At 61.8% G+C, this 19,364-nt stretch carries 19 protein-coding genes; 14 read left to right on the plus strand and 5 right to left on the minus strand.

Going from position 1 to position 19,364, the window contains the following annotated elements; all coding sequences use genetic code 11:
• Nucleotides 1-14: 14 nt before the first annotated feature.
• Nucleotides 15-869, minus strand: a complete 855-nt coding sequence (locus C8J33_RS16410) for an NAD-dependent epimerase/dehydratase family protein (protein ID WP_110801407.1) — start codon at nt 867-869, stop codon at nt 15-17.
• A 328-nt stretch (nt 870-1,197) separates the two neighbouring features.
• Here C8J33_RS16410 and C8J33_RS16415 point away from each other — a divergent pair, with 328 nt between their 5' ends.
• The 3 genes from C8J33_RS16415 to C8J33_RS16425 all read left to right on the plus strand — a co-directional run bounded on the left by C8J33_RS16415 (nt 1,198) and on the right by C8J33_RS16425 (nt 3,709).
• Complete coding sequence (locus C8J33_RS16415) at nt 1,198-1,839, plus strand: cysteine hydrolase family protein (protein WP_110801406.1); 642 nt, start codon at nt 1,198-1,200, stop codon at nt 1,837-1,839.
• A gap of 70 nt (nt 1,840-1,909) precedes the next feature.
• Nucleotides 1,910-2,455, plus strand: a complete 546-nt coding sequence (locus C8J33_RS16420; protein ID WP_245420116.1) for a MarR family winged helix-turn-helix transcriptional regulator — start codon at nt 1,910-1,912, stop codon at nt 2,453-2,455.
• Between the two features lie 72 nt (nt 2,456-2,527).
• The gene (locus C8J33_RS16425) at nt 2,528-3,709 is read left to right on the plus strand and encodes an amidohydrolase family protein (protein WP_110801404.1); all 1,182 of its coding nucleotides are present in this window, start codon (nt 2,528-2,530) and stop codon (nt 3,707-3,709) included.
• Nucleotides 3,710-3,779: 70 nt separating this feature from the next.
• Here C8J33_RS16425 and C8J33_RS16430 read toward each other — a convergent pair whose 3' ends face one another.
• Together C8J33_RS16430 and C8J33_RS16435 are read right to left on the minus strand one after the other, a co-directional pair.
• Complete coding sequence (locus tag C8J33_RS16430; RefSeq protein ID WP_110801403.1) at nt 3,780-4,376, minus strand: amino acid synthesis family protein; 597 nt, start codon at nt 4,374-4,376, stop codon at nt 3,780-3,782.
• Nucleotides 4,373-4,957 carry an amino acid synthesis family protein gene (locus C8J33_RS16435; RefSeq protein WP_110801402.1) on the minus strand — a complete coding sequence of 195 codons (585 nt, stop codon included), beginning with the start codon at nt 4,955-4,957 and terminating at the stop codon, nt 4,373-4,375. Before C8J33_RS16435 ends, C8J33_RS16430 begins: the two co-directional genes overlap by 4 nt.
• 274 nt (nt 4,958-5,231) lie before the next feature.
• Here C8J33_RS16435 and C8J33_RS16440 point away from each other — a divergent pair, with 274 nt between their 5' ends.
• The 8 genes from C8J33_RS16440 (at nt 5,232) to C8J33_RS16475 (ending at nt 14,009) form a co-directional block, all read left to right on the plus strand.
• Complete coding sequence (locus tag C8J33_RS16440) at nt 5,232-6,233, plus strand: BMP family lipoprotein (RefSeq protein ID WP_110801401.1); 1,002 nt, start codon at nt 5,232-5,234, stop codon at nt 6,231-6,233.
• Nucleotides 6,234-6,414: 181 nt separating this feature from the next.
• Nucleotides 6,415-7,944, plus strand: a complete 1,530-nt coding sequence (locus C8J33_RS16445; RefSeq protein ID WP_132664948.1) for an ABC transporter ATP-binding protein — start codon at nt 6,415-6,417, stop codon at nt 7,942-7,944.
• Nucleotides 7,941-9,011 (plus strand): ABC transporter permease, encoded by a 1,071-nt coding sequence (locus tag C8J33_RS16450; RefSeq protein ID WP_110801399.1) that lies wholly within the window; start codon nt 7,941-7,943, stop codon nt 9,009-9,011. The genes C8J33_RS16445 and C8J33_RS16450 overlap by 4 nt, the downstream gene beginning before the upstream one ends.
• Complete coding sequence (locus C8J33_RS16455; RefSeq protein WP_110801398.1) at nt 8,999-9,997, plus strand: ABC transporter permease; 999 nt, start codon at nt 8,999-9,001, stop codon at nt 9,995-9,997. Before C8J33_RS16450 ends, C8J33_RS16455 begins: the two co-directional genes overlap by 13 nt.
• Nucleotides 9,998-10,022: 25 nt before the next feature.
• Nucleotides 10,023-11,057 carry a nucleoside hydrolase gene (locus C8J33_RS16460; RefSeq protein WP_110801397.1) on the plus strand — a complete coding sequence of 345 codons (1,035 nt, stop codon included), beginning with the start codon at nt 10,023-10,025 and terminating at the stop codon, nt 11,055-11,057.
• 13 nt (nt 11,058-11,070) lie between these two features.
• Complete coding sequence (locus C8J33_RS16465; RefSeq protein ID WP_110807756.1) at nt 11,071-12,012, plus strand: nucleoside hydrolase; 942 nt, start codon at nt 11,071-11,073, stop codon at nt 12,010-12,012.
• Between the two features lie 55 nt (nt 12,013-12,067).
• The gene (gene lhgO / locus C8J33_RS16470; RefSeq protein ID WP_110801395.1) at nt 12,068-13,288 is read left to right on the plus strand and encodes an L-2-hydroxyglutarate oxidase; all 1,221 of its coding nucleotides are present in this window, start codon (nt 12,068-12,070) and stop codon (nt 13,286-13,288) included.
• Between the two features lie 370 nt (nt 13,289-13,658).
• Nucleotides 13,659-14,009, plus strand: coding sequence for a hypothetical protein (locus C8J33_RS16475; RefSeq protein WP_245420115.1), 351 nt, complete (start codon nt 13,659-13,661; stop codon nt 14,007-14,009).
• On the opposite strand, the gene C8J33_RS16480 is transcribed toward C8J33_RS16475, so the two are convergent.
• Nucleotides 13,993-14,349: a hypothetical protein gene (locus tag C8J33_RS16480; RefSeq protein WP_132664949.1), complete on the minus strand. Its 357-nt coding sequence runs from the start codon at nt 14,347-14,349 to the stop codon at nt 13,993-13,995. The genes C8J33_RS16475 and C8J33_RS16480 overlap by 17 nt on opposite strands.
• On the opposite strand from C8J33_RS16480, the gene C8J33_RS16485 reads away from it, so the two are divergent.
• Nucleotides 14,323-15,204: a beta-1,6-N-acetylglucosaminyltransferase gene (locus C8J33_RS16485; RefSeq protein ID WP_132664950.1), complete on the plus strand. Its 882-nt coding sequence runs from the start codon at nt 14,323-14,325 to the stop codon at nt 15,202-15,204. The two genes, C8J33_RS16480 and C8J33_RS16485, sit on opposite strands and share 27 nt — an antisense overlap.
• Before the next feature lie 140 nt (nt 15,205-15,344).
• Here C8J33_RS16485 and C8J33_RS27940 read toward each other — a convergent pair whose 3' ends face one another.
• Nucleotides 15,345-15,581 (minus strand): DUF982 domain-containing protein, encoded by a 237-nt coding sequence (locus C8J33_RS27940; RefSeq protein WP_110801394.1) that lies wholly within the window; start codon nt 15,579-15,581, stop codon nt 15,345-15,347.
• A 260-nt stretch (nt 15,582-15,841) separates the two neighbouring features.
• Here C8J33_RS27940 and C8J33_RS16495 point away from each other — a divergent pair.
• Together C8J33_RS16495 and C8J33_RS16500 are read left to right on the plus strand one after the other, a co-directional pair.
• A protein-coding gene (locus C8J33_RS16495; protein WP_422038441.1) for an IS5 family transposase occupies nt 15,842-16,596 on the plus strand; the annotation gives its coding sequence in 2 pieces (ribosomal slippage) (nt 15,842-16,183 and nt 16,186-16,596; 753 coding nt in all).
• Between the two features lie 307 nt (nt 16,597-16,903).
• Nucleotides 16,904-19,117, plus strand: coding sequence for a TonB-dependent receptor (locus C8J33_RS16500; RefSeq protein WP_422038530.1), 2,214 nt, complete (start codon nt 16,904-16,906; stop codon nt 19,115-19,117).
• The last annotated feature ends 247 nt before the right edge of the window (nt 19,118-19,364 follow it).

The raw sequence follows: 19,364 nt of genomic DNA on the forward strand, positions 1-19,364 counted from the left end.
CTCCTCTTGCGCGTTCAGTTCTCGAATACCGGATAATCCCGCCATGAATGGCGCGGCGCAAAACCAAGCTGCAACTGCGCGGCGGATGTGTCGATCAGCGCGGCAGAGCCATCGATCGGCTTGCGGATCGGCGTGCCCGGATAGGCTCTTTCGATGAGATCCGCGCTGGGGCAATCCATATAGCTGTCGGCGGCGCTGATGAACAAACGCGCGTGCCCGGTCACCGGCCGCTCCACGGCCGCCACGAAGGCCGCGGCGGCATCCCGCGCATCGAGATAGGCCCATAGATCGCGGGCGGCATCGGCGTGTAAACGGCGCGGACCGATGGCCGCGTGGAACGTCTCCGGCGTCTGGATCCACGGCATGCGCAGGCTGACGGCCGAGAAGGCGCCGCGTCGAACCATTGACTCGACCAGCTCCTCGCCGAGCCATTTTGTTGTCGCATAGACGTCCTGCGCACCGATCGGATGTGCTTCGTTGATCGGCAGGTAAACCGGCACGACCGGCGTCTCGAAAAAGGGAAATCCCAGCACGCTGAAGGATGAGGCATAGACGAACCGCCGAACATCACAAAGGCGTGCAGCCTCGACAGCGGCATACATCGCCGCCATGTTGATGCGGAACACGTCGGCCGCCGCCCGGCCTGTCGGGCGGGGAATGGCGGCGATATGGACAAGGGCATCCATGCCCTTGGCCAGTTGCGCCACCACCGCAAGCTCGCCAGCCTCGCCCGTGACATGAGACCAGCATGCACCTTCCGGTGGCGCGCTGACGTCGAGGCCGGTGACGGCATGGCCGCCTTCCATGAGGTTCGACGCGACATGACGACCGAGCAAGCCGCTCGAACCGGTCACCAGAATGCGGCTCATCGGGCAATCCCTCGGTTATCAAAACCGAAGGCAGGCCCAGGCTCACGAGGCTGCGAACAGGATTTCATGGAAACGCCGGCTCCTGGCTAGGGTCAATATCGTTGATGGTCAAACGATTAGGTCTCATCATACTGAGGATGTCAAGGTCGGTTTGTAGCACCGTTCCCTGTAAAAATTCTAGAGATAGCGGAACTCCGGATCGCCCGCCATCCGATGAAATAGCCGAGCAGGCTCTGATAAACCGCTTGACTTCATCGGCCTTCGATTGCTTGTTTGATCATCAATGAGTTTTACCATTGCCGATCCCCCCGCAACCCTGGAGACGCCCATGTCGCTCGACGTCTTTTCTGCACATCTCGAACAGCAGGATATCCGCTTGGATGGCAAGCGTAGTGCGCTGATCGTCATCGACATGATAAACGAGTTCTGCAAGCCGGGCGGCAAGATGGTGCTGCCCGGTTATGAGTCTCTGGTCGGGCCGCAACTGTCGCTGGTAGAGGCTGCCCGCGCGGCCGGAGCGCCGGTCATCTGGGTTCACGATGCGCACCGCCCGGGAATGCGGCATGAACGCGAATGGGCAAAGCGCACGCCGCATGGACTCGAAAACACCTGGGCGACCGAGATCATCGAGGATCTGGGGGCCCGACCTGATGACATCCACGTCACCAAGCGTCGATATTCCGCCTTCTTCCAGACGGATCTCGACCTGACGCTGAAGGATATGCAGCTCGACCAGCTGGTCATCTGCGGGGTCGTTACCAATATCTGCGTCCGGTCGACCGTGCATGACGCTTTCTTCAACGGATACGAGGTGGTCGTGCCGGCGGATGCCTGTGCTGCGACCGGACCGCGTGAACAGGAAAGCTCGCTCTACGACATCGCCACGCATTTCGGCATCGTTTCGGATACGCAGTCCGTCGTTGCTGCCTTCAGCAAGGGCGCCACGCTCACCAATATGATTGCGGCCTGACCACGCAGGAGGCGATGGCGACAGGACAGCGCGATTGCCCCCAAGACCTGCCTATCGAATGGAAGACCTTTTGAAGACGATCGATCCCATCTCTCCTGATCTCTCATCGCCGGACCAGAGCGACCAGCCCGCGGCCATCGAGCTTCCCGAACTGGGCCATGATGAAATCCAGGCCTATTACGCCCGTACGGGATACTCGCTGGAGCATCACGCGGCGCACTTGCTGCGGCGTGCGCACCAGCGGGCGACGGCCTGCTTTCAGGCGGTCATGCCCGGAGACGACCTGACGCCGACGCAGCTCGCTGCTCTGGCAACGCTTCTGAAACACGGCGCACTCTCCCAGAACCATCTTGGCCGCATGACGCAGATGGATCCATCCACGATCAGCCTGGTCGTCAAGGCGCTGATGAAGCGCGGACTGATCGCGCGCAAACGCTCGGATACCGACCAGCGCATGACGATGATTACGCTGACCAATGCCGGCGTACACTACACCTTGCCCCTGCTCGACCGCTCCATGCAGGTGGCGCGCCGGCTGCTGTCACCGCTCTCGCCCGGCGAGCAGGCAACGCTGCTCGATCTCCTGAACAGGGTTGGCGAGCCGGAAGCGGACTGACGACAGCCGATCTGCGCGCCGTGGACGCCGTAATGCCAAATTCTTATTGCCAAGCCCTGAGGAAATCCGACGATGCAGCCATCCTTCGACCGCCTTCTCATCCGGAACCTCGGGCTGGTGCTCACCGGCGATATCGCAGCGCCGATCGCAGATGCCGACGCCATTCTCGTCGAAGGCGGGCGGATTTCGGAGATCGGCCGCGCCTCCTCCATGGCGCTCCCGGACGATATCACGGTGATCGATGCCAAGGGCTCCGCCATCATGCCCGGCATGATCGACAATCATTCGCATCCTGTCATGGGTGACTGGACGCCGCGGCAGAACCAGCTTGGCTGGATCGACTCCACTCTGCATGGCGGTGTGACGACGCTGGTCTCGGCCGGCGAGGTGCATGTGCCCGGCCGTCCGAGGGACGTGGTCGGCGTCAAGGCGCTCGCCATCACGGCCCAGCGCGCCTTCAGCGCGTTTTCCCCGACGGGCATGAAGGTGCTCGCCGGCGCCCTGATTCTCGAGCACGGGCTGACTGAAGCGGACTTCGTCGAACTCGCGGCTGCCGGCGTCACGCTGGTCGGCGAGGTCGGCCTTGGGTCCGTCAAGGATGGCGCCACTGGCCGGCAGATGGTCGCCTGGGCACGGCAGAACGGCATGACCTCCATGACCCATGTGGGCGGCCATTCCATTCCCGGCTCGTCGCGCATCGGGGCGGAGACGGTGCTGGAAGTCGATGCCGATGTCGCCGCGCATCTAAATGGTGGCCCGACGTCTCTGCCGGAAGCCGAGCTGCGTCTCATCTGCGAGACGAGCACCCGCGGGCTCGAGATCGTCCACAACGGCAATATGCGCGCCGGTCTCTTCGTGCTCGATACCGTGCGGGATGTCGGGGCGCTTGACCGCCTGGTGCTCGGCACCGACGGCCCGGCCGGCTCCGGCGTCCAGCCGCTCGGCATGTTGCGGCTCGTGACCATGCTGGCGTCTCTCGGCAATCTCGCGCCGGAAATCGCGATCTGCCTCGCCACGGGCAATGTCGCGCGCCTGCGCGGCTTGACGGACCGTGGACGGATTGCGGTGGGTCTTGCAGCCGATCTCGTCTTCATCGATCAGGCCATGGGCGGTGCGGGCGACGGTGTTCTCGACAGCATGACGCTCGGCAACATGCCGGGTATCGGCATGATCCTGGTCGATGGCGTCCCCCGCATCACCCGCAGCCGCAACACGCCGCCATCCATTCTCGTGCCGGAGCTTCTGGTCGGCTGAAAGTATTGCGACATGCAAAGGCCGCGCTCCTGACGGGGCGCGGCCTTTGCATGTCGGTCATACCGAAGGTTCAGACCATGCCGTCCTTGCCGATGATCTTGTCCACCGTCAGGCCGCCGACGCGCGGGTGCGGCCGGCCGCTGTCGGTGACGGCGATCGCCACGGCGATCTCGTCGGCGCGGGGAGCATCGGGCAAGCGGACCTCCATGCCATCGAAATGGCTGCGCACCCGTGCGGCATCCTTGTGGCCGAGCGGGATATCGAAGGTTGCACCGGGCGCACCACGTTTCTTGGAGGAGGGGATGAGGGCAGCGCCGCCGCCCAGAACGGCGCGGAACGGTGCACCAAGCTCCGGGTGGATCAGGGCCGCTGCATGTTCCAGCTCACCATCCTCCCCGACGAGCACAGCCTTGCCGAAGCTTTCGATCTGCGACCCCTCGATCCCCAAAGCCGCCACAGCCCGCTCCGGCAGAATCTGCCCCAGCACCCGGCCGACGGCTTCGAGGGCTGAGAGATCCTCGACATAGCGACCGGCGAAGGGATTGCGGATGACGGCGACGGAGGCCGCGCGCCTTGTGGGTTTTTCGAGCTTTCGCCCGCCCTCGACCAACGTCTCTTCAACCACGGTGATGATGCGGCGCAGTCCGATGGTGTCGTTCGCGCTCATCGCAGGCCATCCTCGCCCTTGATTTCACTCGCCTTCAGGCCGCCCACGCGCGCATGGACGCGCGGACCGGTGGTCATCGCGAGGGCGAGCACCATCTCGTTTGCGCGCGGTGCGTCGCCGATGCCCACTTCGACCGCATCGAAATGGCTGCGGACGTAGGATGCGTTGATATGGGTGATCGGGACATCGAGGCGTGTGCCAGGCCCGCCGACCTTCTTGGTCGAGGGAACGATGGCCCGGGCATCGCCCAGCAGTTCGCGCATGGAATAGCCGCCCGGATTATGCCAAAGGGCTGCATGTTCCAGCTCTCCGGCCGATCCGACGATCGCGCCCTTGCCGTAGCCTTCGACGACTGCGGGATCGCCGCCGAGCGCATCGATGAGGCGGCGCGCCATCTCCAGGCCCAGCGGCTTCAGGTCATCCATGAAAAACGAGATGTCCTCGACATAGGCGCCGGCAAACGGGTTCTCGATGACCGCGAGAACGGAGGCGCGCCGGAGAGGCGTGCCCACGACTGGGCCTCCCTCATGGAAGATCTCATCCACGGAAACGACGAATTTGCGTACGACCACGTCTGCCATGTACCTCTCCATATTTGTTAGAGTAGTAACAATCCATCACGCCCATGCGTTGTCAAGGGAGGTCGGGTAGAAACCCGATCGCATGCGCCTTGTGATGTTGCGGAGCGATGCAATTCAACGATTCTGACTTGCAATGCAGCAAGATGAAAAAAGCGTCAGAAAGCGATTGACAAGATTTGGAAGTCGACACAGTATTCGTATGACCATCAACTAATGCGGCATCAAGACCGGGTGATGGATCTGCCGAGAAGGCTACCAGAGGGAAAGAACCAAAATGAAGATTTTTGCCCGCTTCTTAGCGGCCGGCGTCGTGCTGGCTGCATCCGCCCTTCCGTCGGTCGCTGCCGAGAAGGTGCATATCGCTGCGATCTCCGGCTATTTCGCGCAAGGGTTCGGCATTTCCATCGTCAACGGCCTGAACAAGGCCAAGGACGATTTCGGCATCGACCTCAAGCTTGTCGATACCGGCAACCGGGCGCTCGATTATGAGGAGCAGTTCGCCAACCTCGCAAAGAGCGGCCAGTACGACCTGATCTTCGTCATGGGCTGGGAACTGGTGGATGCCCTGCAGAAGGTCGGCGCGCAATATCCCAACCAGCGCTTCGTCTTCATCGACGGCGTGCTCGACGCGAAGACGATGGTCTACGCGAATTTTGCCGAAGAGCAGGGCTCGTTCATCGCTGGAGCACTCGCAGGGCTGGTCGAGGACATGGGGCCTGAATTCGACAAGATCGGCGACGGCAAGGCGATCGGCTTCGTCGGCGGCCGCGACATTCCCGTCATCCGCAACTTTCTGGGCGGTTACGAGCAGGGCGCGAAATATGCAGCGCCAGACGTGAAGGTGAACTCGGTCTTCGCCGGTACCTTCGACGATCCGGCAAAGGGCAGCGAACTGGCCATGGCACTCTACGGGCAGGGTGCAGACATCGTCTACAACGTCGCGGGACCGACGGGCGAGGGCGTGATGCAGGCGAGTGCCGCCGCCGACAAATATTCGCTCGGCGTCGATATCGATATGTGCTCCAGTGCACCCGGCAACGTGCTGGCCAGCATGCTGAAGCGCGGCGACGTCGCCGTCTACGCCATCATCAAGGACGAGGTGGAGGGCCGCAAGGTTACGCCGGGAACGCGCACCTTCGATCTCGCCTCCGGCGGCGTCGAGGTGAAGGTCTGCGACGATGTCGCGGCGAAGCTCCCCGCCGCGATCAAGGACAAGCTGGAGACCATCCGCATGGATGTCATCGCCGGCAAGATCCAGATCGCCCGCGCGAAGTAAGACGGTCCGGCGTGGGTGCGGACGAACTCCTCCGTCCACGCTGCCGTTCACGACGGTAAGGGCGACGCAATCTCGCGTCGTCTGCTCGGCGAAGGCGTGTTGACGGCTGTCAACGCTAGCCGTCCGGCTGTCGTTCTTCGATGAAATCCTCGTATCTTCTTCTCCTGCCTCGGTATGCCTCATGGACCTTGCCGTCGATCTTTCCGGAATCACCAAGCGCTTCGGCGCCTTCACCGCCAATGACGGCATCGATCTCGCCGTCCGTCGCGGCGAAATCCATGCGATCATCGGCGAAAACGGCGCCGGTAAGACGACACTGATGAACATCCTGTTCGGCCTGCTGCAGCCGGATGCGGGCAGCATCTCGATCGGCGGCAAGACCATGCTGATCGACAGTCCGGCAGTGGCGATCAACGAGGGGCTCGGCATGGTGCACCAGCACTTCAAGCTGGTGCCGTCGCTGACCGTGGCCGACAATATCTTTCTCGGCATGGAAATCCGCAGGAACGGGCTCATCGACCGTGCAGCCCAGGTGGAGCGCACCCGCGTCCTCTCGGAGAAGTTCGGCCTGCGGGTCGATCCGCAGGAGCGGGTTGCGGGACTTTCGGTCGGCATCGAGCAGCGCATCGAAATCCTGAAGGTGCTGGCGCGCAACGCCCGTACCATCATCCTCGACGAACCCACGGCCGTCCTCACGCCCCAGGAGAGCCGCGACCTGTTCCAGACGCTGCGCAGCTTCGTGGACGACGGCATGACGGTGATCTTCATCTCGCACCATCTCGAGGAGGTGATGGCGGTGTCGGATACGGTTACGGTGCTGCGCGACGGTCGCGTCGTCGCCACCAAACCGAAGAATGCGCTCACCAAGCGGGAGCTTGTGCGTCTCATGGTCGGCCGCGACGTCAGTTTCGACCGGCGTCCCAGGACCCGGAACGAAGGCGCTGTGGCGCTTGAGGTCACCGACCTCTGGGCGCGGGACGACCGGCGGTTGACGGCATTGAAGTCGGTGGATCTCACCGTTCGCGCCGGGGAGATCGTCGGCATTGCCGGGGTCGCCGGCAACGGACAGACGGAACTCGCGGAGGTTCTCTCTGGGCTTCGGCCTGCCAGCCACGGCCGCGCGCAGCTCCACGGCCACGATATCCTCGACCGGACGCCGGCCGAGATCCGCAACCGCGGGCTTGCCCATGTCCCGGGCGACCGCATGGTGCGCGGTGTCGATCGGAATGCGTCGCTGTCGGCCAACATGCTGATGGGGCGCCAGAACAAAGAGCCATTCGCCCGCCTCGGCGTGATTGACTGGACGGCGGTGCATGGCGCGATGCGCGCGCTGATCCAGCGTTTCGACATCCGCGCCCGCGGGCCGAAGGATCCGGCGCGCAGCCTGTCCGGCGGCAACATCCAGAAGGTCGTGCTGGCCCGGGAGTTCACCGCCGGCGGCGATATGCTTCTCATCGACCAGCCGACCGGCGGCGTCGATATCGGCGCACAGGAGGCGATCCACGACGAGATCATGCGCCAGCGGGCCGATGGCCGCGCGATCCTTCTGATCTCCACCCAGCTCGACGAGCTGAAGGCGCTGGCCGACCGGATTCTCGTGATGTTCGACGGCCGGATCATGGGCGCGGTCGATGGTGCCGAAATGGACGAAGACGCAATCGGACTGATGATGGCCGGGATCGACCCGGCAGACCTGACGGAGGCCTCATGACGAACCGCCTGCTCTTCCCTAGGCTCTTCTCAAAAGGGCTGGCGCGAACGCTGGCGGGCCAGGCGCTCGCCTTCGCCATCGCGCTCGCGCTGGGTGCCATCATCATTCTCATGATCGACGAAAGCCCGGTCGCCGTCTTCATGACGCTGATGCGCGGTGCCTTTGGCGATGCGGAGAAGATCGCCAGCACCCTGCTGCAGACGACGCCGATTCTCATCTGCGGCATCGCGGCCTGCATCGCCCTTCGCGGCGGCATGTTTAATGTCGGCATCGAAGGACAGCTCTTTCTCGGCGGGTTCGCCGCCGCCTGGGTGGGGTTCGCCTTCGCACTGCCGCCCGTGCTGCACGTGCTTGCCGCGATGACGCTGGCGGTGGTCGCTGGTGCGCTCTGGATCGCGATTCCCGCCTTCTTCCGCGTGCGCTTCGGCACCAACGAGGTGGTGTCCACGATTTTGGCCAATTACATCGCGACACTGCTCACCTCCTATCTCACCATCTTCCTGTTCAAGCGCCCAGGCGGATGGTCGGAAACGCCGCCGATCCTGACGAGCGCCTACCTGCCGGAACTCTTCTCCTTCTCGCGGCTCAACATCGGCCTTCTCATCGGCCTGGCGCTCGCCGTCGGCGTCGCCGCCTTCTTCCGCTGGACCTCCGCCGGCTATGCCGTGACCATGGTCGGCTCCGCGCCCAAGTTCGCGGAATATGGCGGTGTCAGCGTGCGCCGCGTCGGCTTCGGCGTCCTCCTTGTTTCCGGGGCCGTGGGCGGCCTTGCCGGTGGTGTCGAGACGCTCGGTGTGCATCACCGGTTCATGGAAGGCTTTGCGCCCGGCTTCGGCTTCGACGGGCTCATCGCGGCCCTGCTCGCCAACGGCTCGCCCATCGGTACCATCTTCACGGCGCTGTTCTTCGGCGCGCTGCGTGCTGGTTCCCTGCTGCTCGAGGTGGATACGACAGCCTCGCGCGAAATCATCACGGTCATCCAGGCGCTGATCATCCTGGCGGTTTCCGCCGATCTCATGATGCGCCGACGCGGCGACCGCACGGGAGAGCGCCGATGGAAATTCTGAGCAACCTGTTCAACGTCGCTTTGCTGGTCGCGATGATCCGCACCACGACGCCGATCCTGCTGGTGGCGCTGGGCGGCTCGTTCACCACCAAGGCTGGGATCTTCAACATCGGGCTGGAAGGCCAGATGCTGATCGCCGCTTTCTTCGCCGTCGTCGGCTCGATCTGGACGGGCTCGTCGGTGGGCGGCATGGTTATCGGCGTTGCCGCGGCCCTCGTCTTCGCCCTCATCTATGCCGTCCTCGTCGTAAGCTTCCGGGCAAACGAGGTTGTTGTGGGGTTGGCGCTCAACATCCTTGCCGGCGGTATGACCGTGTCTCTCCTGAAGGCGATCTTCGGGACGCGCGGCTCCGTGGTTGGGCGCGGCATCGTCGGCCTGCCCAAGGTGCAGATCCCCGGCGCGCGCGATCTGCTCGGACCCTCGACCGCGCAGCTGATCTCCGGTTACACGCCACTTGTCTACGTCGCCTTCTTCGCCGTGCCGCTCCTCATCCTCTTCTACAACCGCACCCGGCTCGGCCTTTACATCCGCGTGGTCGGTGAGAAGCCGGAGGCAGCCGAGGCGCTCGGCATCTCGATCGTGCGGATTCGCTACGCGGCATCGCTGCTCTGCGGCCTTTTTGCCGGACTGGCCGGCGCCCACATGTCGCTCGGCTACATCACGATGTTCACCGAGAACATGTCCTCCGGGCGCGGATTCATGGCGGTCGCGATCCTGATCTTCTCGGGCGGCGACCCGCTGAAAGTGCTGGCCGGCTGCCTGCTGTTCGGCTTCGCCGATGCCTTCTCGCTCCGGCTCCAGACCTTCGGCTTCCCGTCCTATCTGGTTCTGGCCGTGCCATATGCCGTGGCGCTCGTCGCCCTGTTCGCGCTCTCCTGGCGCGCACGGCCAAAGCGCATCCGCGAGACGGTCGAGACCATTCGCCGCGCTTTGTCCGTCTATCCCTCGGGGGAAGCTGGCCGCGACGCGCCGCTTCCCCGTTCCTGAAAACCCGAGACCTCGAAGGCTTCCCATGCAGCGCATCATCCTCGACGTGGATTCCGCCGGCGACGACATTCTCGCCGTGCTGTTCGCCGCCGCCCATCCGGACATCAAGCTGGAGGGCGTGACGACCGTCACCGGCGCCGCCGGCCCGATCAAACAGGTCACCGACGTCGTGCTGAACACGCTGTCGCTGGCCGGTCGTGACGATATTCCGGTGCATGCCGGCGCCTGGCGGCCGATCGTCGGCCATGCCAAGGCGGCCATGGAAGCGCCCGTCCATTTCGAAAAACGGCTGACGGCCCGCTTCGGCGATCGGCTGAAGACCTTCAATCCTCCGGCGCCCGAGCCCCGCCGCAAGGCAAACCCCGGCCATGCGGTGGATTTCATCATCGACATGGCAAAGGCCAACCCGGGCGAGATTACGCTGGTGACGACGGGGCCGACGACCAATGCAGCGCTCGCGATCCTGCAGGAACCGGCGTTGCCGTCGCTTCTGAAGAACATGCTGGTGCTCGGCGGCAACTTCACCACGCCCGGCAACATGACGCCGCTGTCGGAGTACAATATCTGGGCGGATCCGGAGGCGTCGCGCATCGTGCTCAACGCCGATGTCGACAAGATCCTCGTGCCGCTCGATATCTGCGAGGACAACCGCGTGGCCGACAGCATGCTGACGCGCGACGACATCGCGGACATGGCCTCGATCGGGGCGGACAATGCCGTTGTGGATATGATCGGAGAGGTGTTTCCGATCTACATCGATATCTGGCGCGAGTTCTTCGGGCTGGTCGGATTTCCCATGGATGATGTCATTACTGTCGCGCTGGCCTTCGCGCCGGATCTCGTGACGACGACGGCGCCGCTCTTTGCCGATGTCGTCATCGATAAGGGCGTGGCGCGGGGGCAGGTGGTGGCCTATCGCGGCCACCAGATCCTGCCCGGCGGTGACGGCCCGAAGACGACCCGCATTGCCACCGGCCTCGATGGCCGCCGTTTCCTTTCGATCTTCAAGACCACCATGGCGCGCTACGCCCGCGCCGGCGATCTTGGCACTGCAGCCTGAAGGACCGTTTCCGATGCCGACACCCATCCTCTACGACTGCGACCCCGGCCACGACGACGCCATCGCCCTCGTCATGGCGCACCGCTCGCCCGATATCGAACTTCTGGGCGTGACCACCACCTGCGGCAATGCCGAACTCGACAAGACCACCTCGAACGCCATTCGCATCCTCGACTTCATCGGTGCGGGTGACGTGCCGGTTGCGGCCGGCTGCATTCGCCCGCTCGCCCGTCCGCTGGTGCTGGGAACGGCAGATGGCCCGAGCGGTCTCGAGGGTTCTCCCTACCTGCCCATGCCGCAACGCGAACCCCTGGCGCAACATGCCGTCGATTTCCTCGCCGAACGGCTTGCGGCGGCGCCAGAGCCGATCATCGTGGTGGCGACCGGGCCGCTGAGCAATATCGGCCTCCTTGTTCTCAAGCATCCGGAGGTGCTGCCGAAGATCAAGGAGCTGATCTGGATGGGCGGCGTGTTCTATCGCAAGAGCGAGATCATCACGCCCACCGAATTCAACGCCTTCTGCGATCCCGAAGCTGTCCGGCTTGTGCTCGACAGCGGCGTGCCCGTCACCATGGTCGGGCTGGATGTGACCATGCAGGTTCTGGTCGAAGCGGAGCAATATGCGGAGCTTGCGACCATCGACACCGAACTCGGCAGGCTCGTCATGGACTGGCTGCGCTTCTACGAGAAGCTGCATCGCAACTCCATGGGCGTCGGCGGCGCGATGCACGATCCCCTGGCGCTGGCGCTGGTGATCGACCCGACGCTGGTGCGCACCAGGCCCGCCCATATCGGCGTCGATCTCGACGGCACCTTTGCCTTCGGCGCGACGGTCGCCGATTTCTGGAAGGAACGCGGTGAGCCCGACAATGCGCGGATCGCCTATGAGGTGGACAGCGACCGCTTCTTCAAGCTGATGTTCGATCTGTTGCGCGATGCACCGCTGGATCCGTGATCTCCGTCGGTGCATCCTCCCGAGGATGCGATAGTGAGGAGCGGGGACAGCATCGGTGTCTTATGATCTTGCCATCATCGGCGGCGGCATCGTCGGGATTTCCACGGCGCTGGAAATATCGACCCGCTGGCCCGGGCTTTCCGTCGTCGTGCTGGAAAAGGAGGTCGAGGTTGCGACCCACCAGACCGGGCGCAACAGCGGCGTCATCCACGCGGGGGTCTATTATCAACCGGGAAGCCTGAAGGCGCGTTTCTGCAAGGAAGGCGTCGAGGCGACGATCGATTTCTGCCGCGAGCATGGCATTCCGTTCGAGCAGTGCGGAAAGATGCTCGTGGCGACCGCCCCTGACGAGATGCCGCGTCTTGCCGCGCTGGAGGACCGATGCCGACAGAACGGCCTGCCGGTGGAACGGCTGGACGCCGCGGAGCTTGTCCGGCGCGAACCGCATATCCGCGGCGTCGGGGCGCTGTTCGTGCCGACCAGCGGCATTGTCGATTACGGTCTGATCGCCCGTACGATGGCCGGAATCCTCATCGACAGAGGCGTCGAAATCCGCACCGGCGCTAGCGTGGAGACCTTGCGCGAGGAGGCAGATGGCGTTCGTATCCAGTTTCCGCAGGAAGAGATTCGCGCCCGGCACGTCATCGCCTGCGCCGGCATCATGGCCGACAGGCTGGCCCGGCTTTGTGGCCTCGAACTCGACTTCCGCATTGTGCCTTTCCGTGGTGAGTATTACCGGTTGGGTGCCGACAAGGACCGCATTGTCAACCATCTGATCTACCCGATCCCGGACCCCGCGCTGCCGTTTCTGGGCGTCCACCTCACGAAGATGATCGGCGGCTATGTGACGGTGGGGCCGAATGCGGTTTTCGCCTTCGCGCGGGAGGGCTACCGGTTTTCCGATGTCAACGTCCGCGACCTCAAAGAGATGATCGCCTATCCCGGTTTTCGTCGCCTGGTGCGCAACAATCTTCGATCCGGCCTGTCGGAAATGGGCAATTCGCTCAGCAAGCGCCGCTACCTCGCGCTTTGCAGGAGATACTGCCCGGAATTGCAGCTCGATGACCTCAAGCCCTACCGGCCCGGCATCCGCGCGCAGGCGGTTCTCGCCGACGGCAGCCTCGTCCATGATTTCCTGATCCGCGAAACCCGCAAAACCATCCATGTCTGCAACGCTCCGTCTCCCGCCGCAACATCGGCGATGCCGATCGCCCGCGATCTCGCGGATCGCGCTGCCGTGCTGTTCGGATGGCGGGCAGGGGGTAAAAGGGTCTAGGCGAACCTCTTCTTTCACGGGGAGCGACATGGCACATTCCACAGCAATGCTGTTCGAGCCGACTGTCCAAGGTGGTGGCGTCGGAACGAATTCTTCCTGTCGATTGAACGCTCGAACGACCACCTTCAGAATTGATCCTGGATCACTCAAGATGTCTTGAACGGGACGTTATGCATTCGCTTGTATCGGGGTTGGTGCCCGCCATGATTTCAAGCACGAGAGCTCTCTTTGAAGCTCCGCTCGATGCGAAGCTTTTATCCCGAATATTATCACCGTCCGAATTCATGCCGAGAAATGCTTGCTTGGTGCTAACGGTATTATTCCGGCATGCAATCTTGCGGCCACCGGTCATCCTTGAATTGGATCCACCTTGAATATTCCCATCTGGACGAAGCCCGCGCTCAACGGCGCGGTCGTCGGTGCTGTCGCCATGGCCGTCATCGGCTTTACGTGGGGTGGCTGGGTCACCGGCGGTACGTCGCGCAAGAACTCTGCGACAGAGACGTCGTTCGGTGTCGCGACAGCCCTGACCCCGTATTGCGTCGAAAAATCCAAGGCTGATCCGCTCTCCGCCGCCGTCATGACCGAACTGAAGGCTGCCGGAAGTTATGCGAGAGATGGTATCGTCGAAAAGGCCGGCTGGGCGACGCCGCTGGGCACTGACCAACCGAACAGGGATCTGGCCAGATCCTGCCAGATCGAGATCAGCAAGACACTGTGATGTACCCGCCGGCCGCCGATAACCCACGGCGGCCGTCATCGACATCTGTTCGATAGCATCGGTGCACCCATTCGCCGAGGTGACGAGGCTTGGCCGTTTCGGTCCGGATCTCTGCAAAACCAACCCATGCCAACATCGATGCGCCAGCGCCCGGACCATCCGCGGCGGTGCAGCCCATCTCCCGTGACCCTTGGTCACTCGTCCAGAAAGGATCTATCATGACGACTATTCGCAATGGCGCGTCTTCCATGACATGCGACAGGCCACAGGCTTCGCGATCGGCGTTTTCCAGCTGCACGCCCGGTGTTCTGCGATGATCGGATATCTGATCCTCGTTCATCGCTTTCCTGACCAGTTCAAACGTCTTTTCAAGGCCATATACGATCCTCGCAACAGTTATGTGGTGCATGTCGATAAAAACTCCGGCGCAGCGCTGGAGACCGAGATCCGCGGCTTTCTGCAGCAGTATCCGAACGCAGAGGTCATGGAGGGACATGCAGCCTTGTGTGGAGGGTACAGTCTTGTCGAAGCCGAACTTCGCGGGATGCAGCACCTCCTGGCGATGGATCGAAACTGGAGCCACTTCATCAATCTGAGCGGCCAGGACTTCCCCCTGAAAACCCAGTCGCACATCATGGCTCACCTGCGCGCGCATCCAGACCGCGAATACATCAAGGTTCTCGATCAGAAGAAAGTGCGTCCCGACACGATGCGTCGCATCGGGGAGTTCGTCATCGAGAGGGGTGGCCAGATCGAACAAACGCTGAAGATGCGGCCCTTCATCGACGGTGCGACGCCGTATATCGGAAACCAGTGGATGATCGTCAGCCGAGCCTTCTGCGACTTCGTCTGCAATGACGGTCGGGCCGATCCCTATAAGGACTTCTACCGCAACACCTTCATTGCCGACGAGGGCTTTTTCCAGACGGTCATGATGAACACCCCTGTGCACGGCGAGATCGTCAACGACGACCTGCGGATGATCGATTGGGTGGCGGACGGCGACATCAAGTTGCGTCCGAGGACCTATGTTCGCAAGGATGCTGCGGCTTTGAAGGCAAGCCATGATTTCTTCGCGCGGAAATTCGAACAGGATGTCGATGGCGATATCCTGTCGATCCTTGAGGCACATCTGCTCACGCAGACGCTCCGCCCCGCCGGCGAGCCCGAGTTCGTATCCGCGAGCGCCGCCTAGATCGTAGTCAAACCGCTAAGGATATGGGCCGCCCGGTTTGACCAACCTGGTTATCCGGGTTCCGTTTCGGACTGCGTATGGCATCCTCAAGAGGGATGCCGTACTTCTTTGTGAACAGGGCGTCACGATCGGTGCTGCGATCAGATCAGGAGTCTGGCATCCTGCGCGGCATCGATGAAAGCGTCTCGGACAGTGTCGTTTGAAGACGCTGTCGCGACGGCCTCGCTGCACAGGGCTTTCGCCACGAAATAGGACTCTCCGTGTTCTGCCGGCCACCGATTGTTCAAGGCCTCGAAGGCGTCTACCGGCCCTCGAATGACATCGGCGATGCCGCTTCCAATCCGAACAGCGACCGGACGGTTCCAATGAATGGACATTTTATGTTTCCAATTGTCTTCTTATGGAAGGCATAGGTGGGGCTGCTTCAGCGAGGTGCAAGTTTATATCTTGGAATTCTGGTCGTTTTCGAAATAAACTGTTTTTCGAATTATCGTATAAACCGCCAAGATACGAATTATACTTATAATTCTCGATTTTTCTTCTGGAGAATTGGGCGCAGACTAGGGCCCGGACCCAATAATTGGGTTTCCTTGCACATTTCGACGTGATTCAATCGCCTGAGCAAGGAGGCGATTTCATGTCTGATTTCTTTTGGTTTTCCGATGCGCAGTGGGAGCGAATAGAGCCGCTTTTACCGACAGATGTGCGAGGCAAGCCACGCGTTGATGACCGCCGGGTCTTGAGCGGGATTGTCCATGCGCTGCGCTGTGGTGGCCGCTGGGCGGATTGCGCAGATGTCTATGGACCGAAGAAGACACTCTACAACCGCTTTGTCCGGTGGTCCGAACGCGGCATCTGGGAGGACATCTTCAGTGCGCTGGCAGGGGCCGATGATGCACCGGACCGGCTGTTCATCGACAGCAGTTGCATCAAGGTCCACCGCTGTGCAGGTGGAGGAAAAGGGGGGCCTTGGCTCATGGTATCGGCCGCACCAAAGGTGGACGGAATACCAAGCTCCATGCAGTCTGCGACACCAAAGGCCGCCCTCACGTCCTGCTCCTGACGCCTGGAAACGTCCACGATTGCAAGGTTGCAAGGCTCTGTATCGAAGCTCTGCCACCCGCCGCCGAACTCGTCGCCGACAAAGGTTATGACAGCCAGGCTCTGCGCGAGTGGCTCAACGAGCGTGGTACCCAGGCCGTCATCCCGCCGCGCAAGAACCGCAAAATCCAGTACGAATACGACAAGGCCACCTACAAGCAGCGCAACGTCATCGAGCGTATGTTCTGTCGCCTTAAGGACTGGCGTCGCATCGCAACTCGCTTCGACCGCAACATCAGAAACTTCATGGGCGCAATCGCACTCGCAGCTACCGTCATCTGGTGGTTGTGAGTCCGGACCCTAGCCGCGCTGGCACGCGCAGCACGAACAGAAAACATGCATCTGCCGCTCTTCCCTGCATGCGCCAGAGCACTCTCCATGACGTAGACTCAGCAATCTTGCCAACTCGAGAAAAATTTCTCGATCTGGATCGTCTCTCTGTCGTGGCAGCCGAATGGATCGGCGCCGAGTTCGAAGAACGATGCAGAGCGTCGTGCGTCAAACGCGTTACAGGGGGCATGGAATGTCAAGAGGTTGGATTGGCTGTGGGTCGCGTTGGTGGGTCAACGCGGCTCTCACAAGTGTATCGCTACTCGCTATCTCCGCCGGGTCGGCGCAAGGGCAGGAAGCGCGAGATGAGCAGGCGAAACGCCAGTCTGAGGTCGCACGTTCTTCCGGTGCATCACAGGCCACGACGCTTGAAACGATTGTCGTCGTCGGTCGCTCGGGGGAGCAGGCGCCAGCGACAGGAATTATCGGTCAGCCTCCGGCACCTTATGCCGGCGGGCAGGTCTCTTCCGGTGCTCGTGTCGGTGTTCTGGGCAATCAGCCTGTTCTGAAAACGCCCTTCAGCGTTACGTCTCTGACGTCGAAGTTGATCCGCGATCAGCAGGCGCGGACCGTTGCCGATCTCACGCTGAACGATCCATCCGTGCGCCAGGACGCCCCTGCGTTCAGCGAACGCGATGCTTTCATGATCCGCGGTTTCTCGGTCACCAATCTCGATACGCTCTATGACGGGCTTCCCTACATTGCCAATCCCCGGCGCAGTTTCCTCGAAGGTATCGAGCGTGTGGAGATCCTCAAGGGGCCGACGGCGTTTGCAAATGGTGGCCTCGGCCGGGTCGGCGGCACGATCAATCTCGTGCCCAAACGTGCCACCGACGAACCGCTGACACGCCTTACGACCGGCTATCGCTCCGACTCGCAACTATGGTCGCATGCCGATGTCGGTCGTCGCTTCGGGCCGGGCGGAGAGTTCGGCGTTCGCGTGAACGGCTCCTACCGTAATGGCGATTCTCGGCTTGATAACAACGACAACGAGGTCGGCGTCGCATCGATCGGCCTGGATTATCGCGGCGACCGCGTCCGCGCCTCGCTCGATCTCAACCATTCCACGCAGAACATCGATGCGCCGACATCCCTGTTCAACGGTGCCGTGCCCGGCATAGAGATACCGCGCGCACCGAACGGCAAGATCAATACGGCCAACCCGTTCGAATATCATGACAGCACATACAACATGATTTCTGGTCGCGTAGAGTTCGATGTGCTTGATAACACGACGCTTTATGCTGCCGGTGGTGCAAGCCGTTACCGCGAAGACTTCTTGACGTCCTCCTACACGATCCTCAACGCAAATGGAGATGCGACATCCAGCCTCGCCATTCAGCCGCAGCAGATTCAGGGATTTTCGGGCGAAATCGGCCTGCGCTCGGAATTCGATACTGGCCCCGTCGGTCATCAGGTCAACGTCGCGGTCGCACGAAATCTCAATGAAAACGATCGCGGCAGCTTCCTGCCGCGTGCATTGGGATTGCCGCCAGCATATCCCACGAACATCTACAACCCGGTCTATCTGCCCGACGGCTCGGTGGATACGAGCGATTTCCCCCGCTCGGACGATCTCGTCCCCTTCGCAGATCTTCTTTCGACAAGCATCGCGCTATCCGACACATTGTCCTTCCTCGACGAACGCTTTCTTTTGACCGTGGGCGGGCGCTATCAGGATATTCGCTCGAGAGGGTTCAATACACGTCCCGGAAATCCGCTTTTTCCGGTTGGAGACAGAAATTACCTTTATGAGGAAGCGAAGTTCAGCCCGGCTGTCGCCGCTGTCGTCAACGTCACTAACAATTTTGCGGTCTATGCCAACTATGTCGAGGCGCTGTCCGAGGGTGCGATTGCACCGGCGACGGTCACCAATGCAAACGAGATCTTCCCGCCCTTCGTCCACGATCAGAAGGAAATTGGGGTAAAGTACGATTTCGGTTCATTCCTGCTGACAGCAGCCTTGTTCGAGATCCGGCAGGAAAGTGCCTTTACCGACGCGACGACGAATACCTTCTCGGTCAATGGCCTGCAGGTCAATCGCGGTCTCGAACTTTCGGTGTTCGGCGAGCCGCTTCAGGGCATCCGCGTCCTTGGTGGCGTGACGTTCATGGATGCCAAGCTTGATAGCACGGCTGCCGGCACGTTCGACGGCAAAAGGGTTCCCGGCGTCCCCACAACGACCGTCAGTCTCTATGGCGAATACGATACCCCGTGGGTCGAGAATCTGACGCTGACAGGTCGCGTGCTCTACAGTGGCAGCACGTATTACGATCGGGCGAATACGCAAAAGGTCGAGGACTGGACGCGTCTCGATCTGGGTGCACGCTATGTCTTCGAGCGGGAGAATGGCAAGCCGATCGAAGTCCGGGCGAATGTCGAGAACGTTCTCGACGAGAAGTACTGGGCGTCGTCGGCACGCGGCTTCCTCTCGGCCGGTGCACCCCGCGCCTTCATGTTATCCGCATCGTTTGATTTCTGACAATATCAGGTTCTTACCGGTTCGAGCGAAGGTAATCCTCGAGAACACCCCTATATCTGGTCGCTCCTTGGCGTGCGGCCAGATACTTTCATCGTGGATAGGATAACCGGCTTCCCACGGTTTCATCAAAGGCGATCGCCAAGCAGTATGGCTGCAAGGGTTGTACAACACCGGAAAATCCAAAATGGTCCTCCGCATCGCACGTGCCCGAAAATGACACGTCATTCTCAAGGCAAAAGCGTTGGTC

Source organism: Rhizobium sp. PP-CC-3G-465 (assembly GCF_004343445.1).
GTDB classification, from domain to species: Bacteria; Pseudomonadota; Alphaproteobacteria; order Rhizobiales; family Rhizobiaceae; genus Ferranicluibacter; species Ferranicluibacter rubi.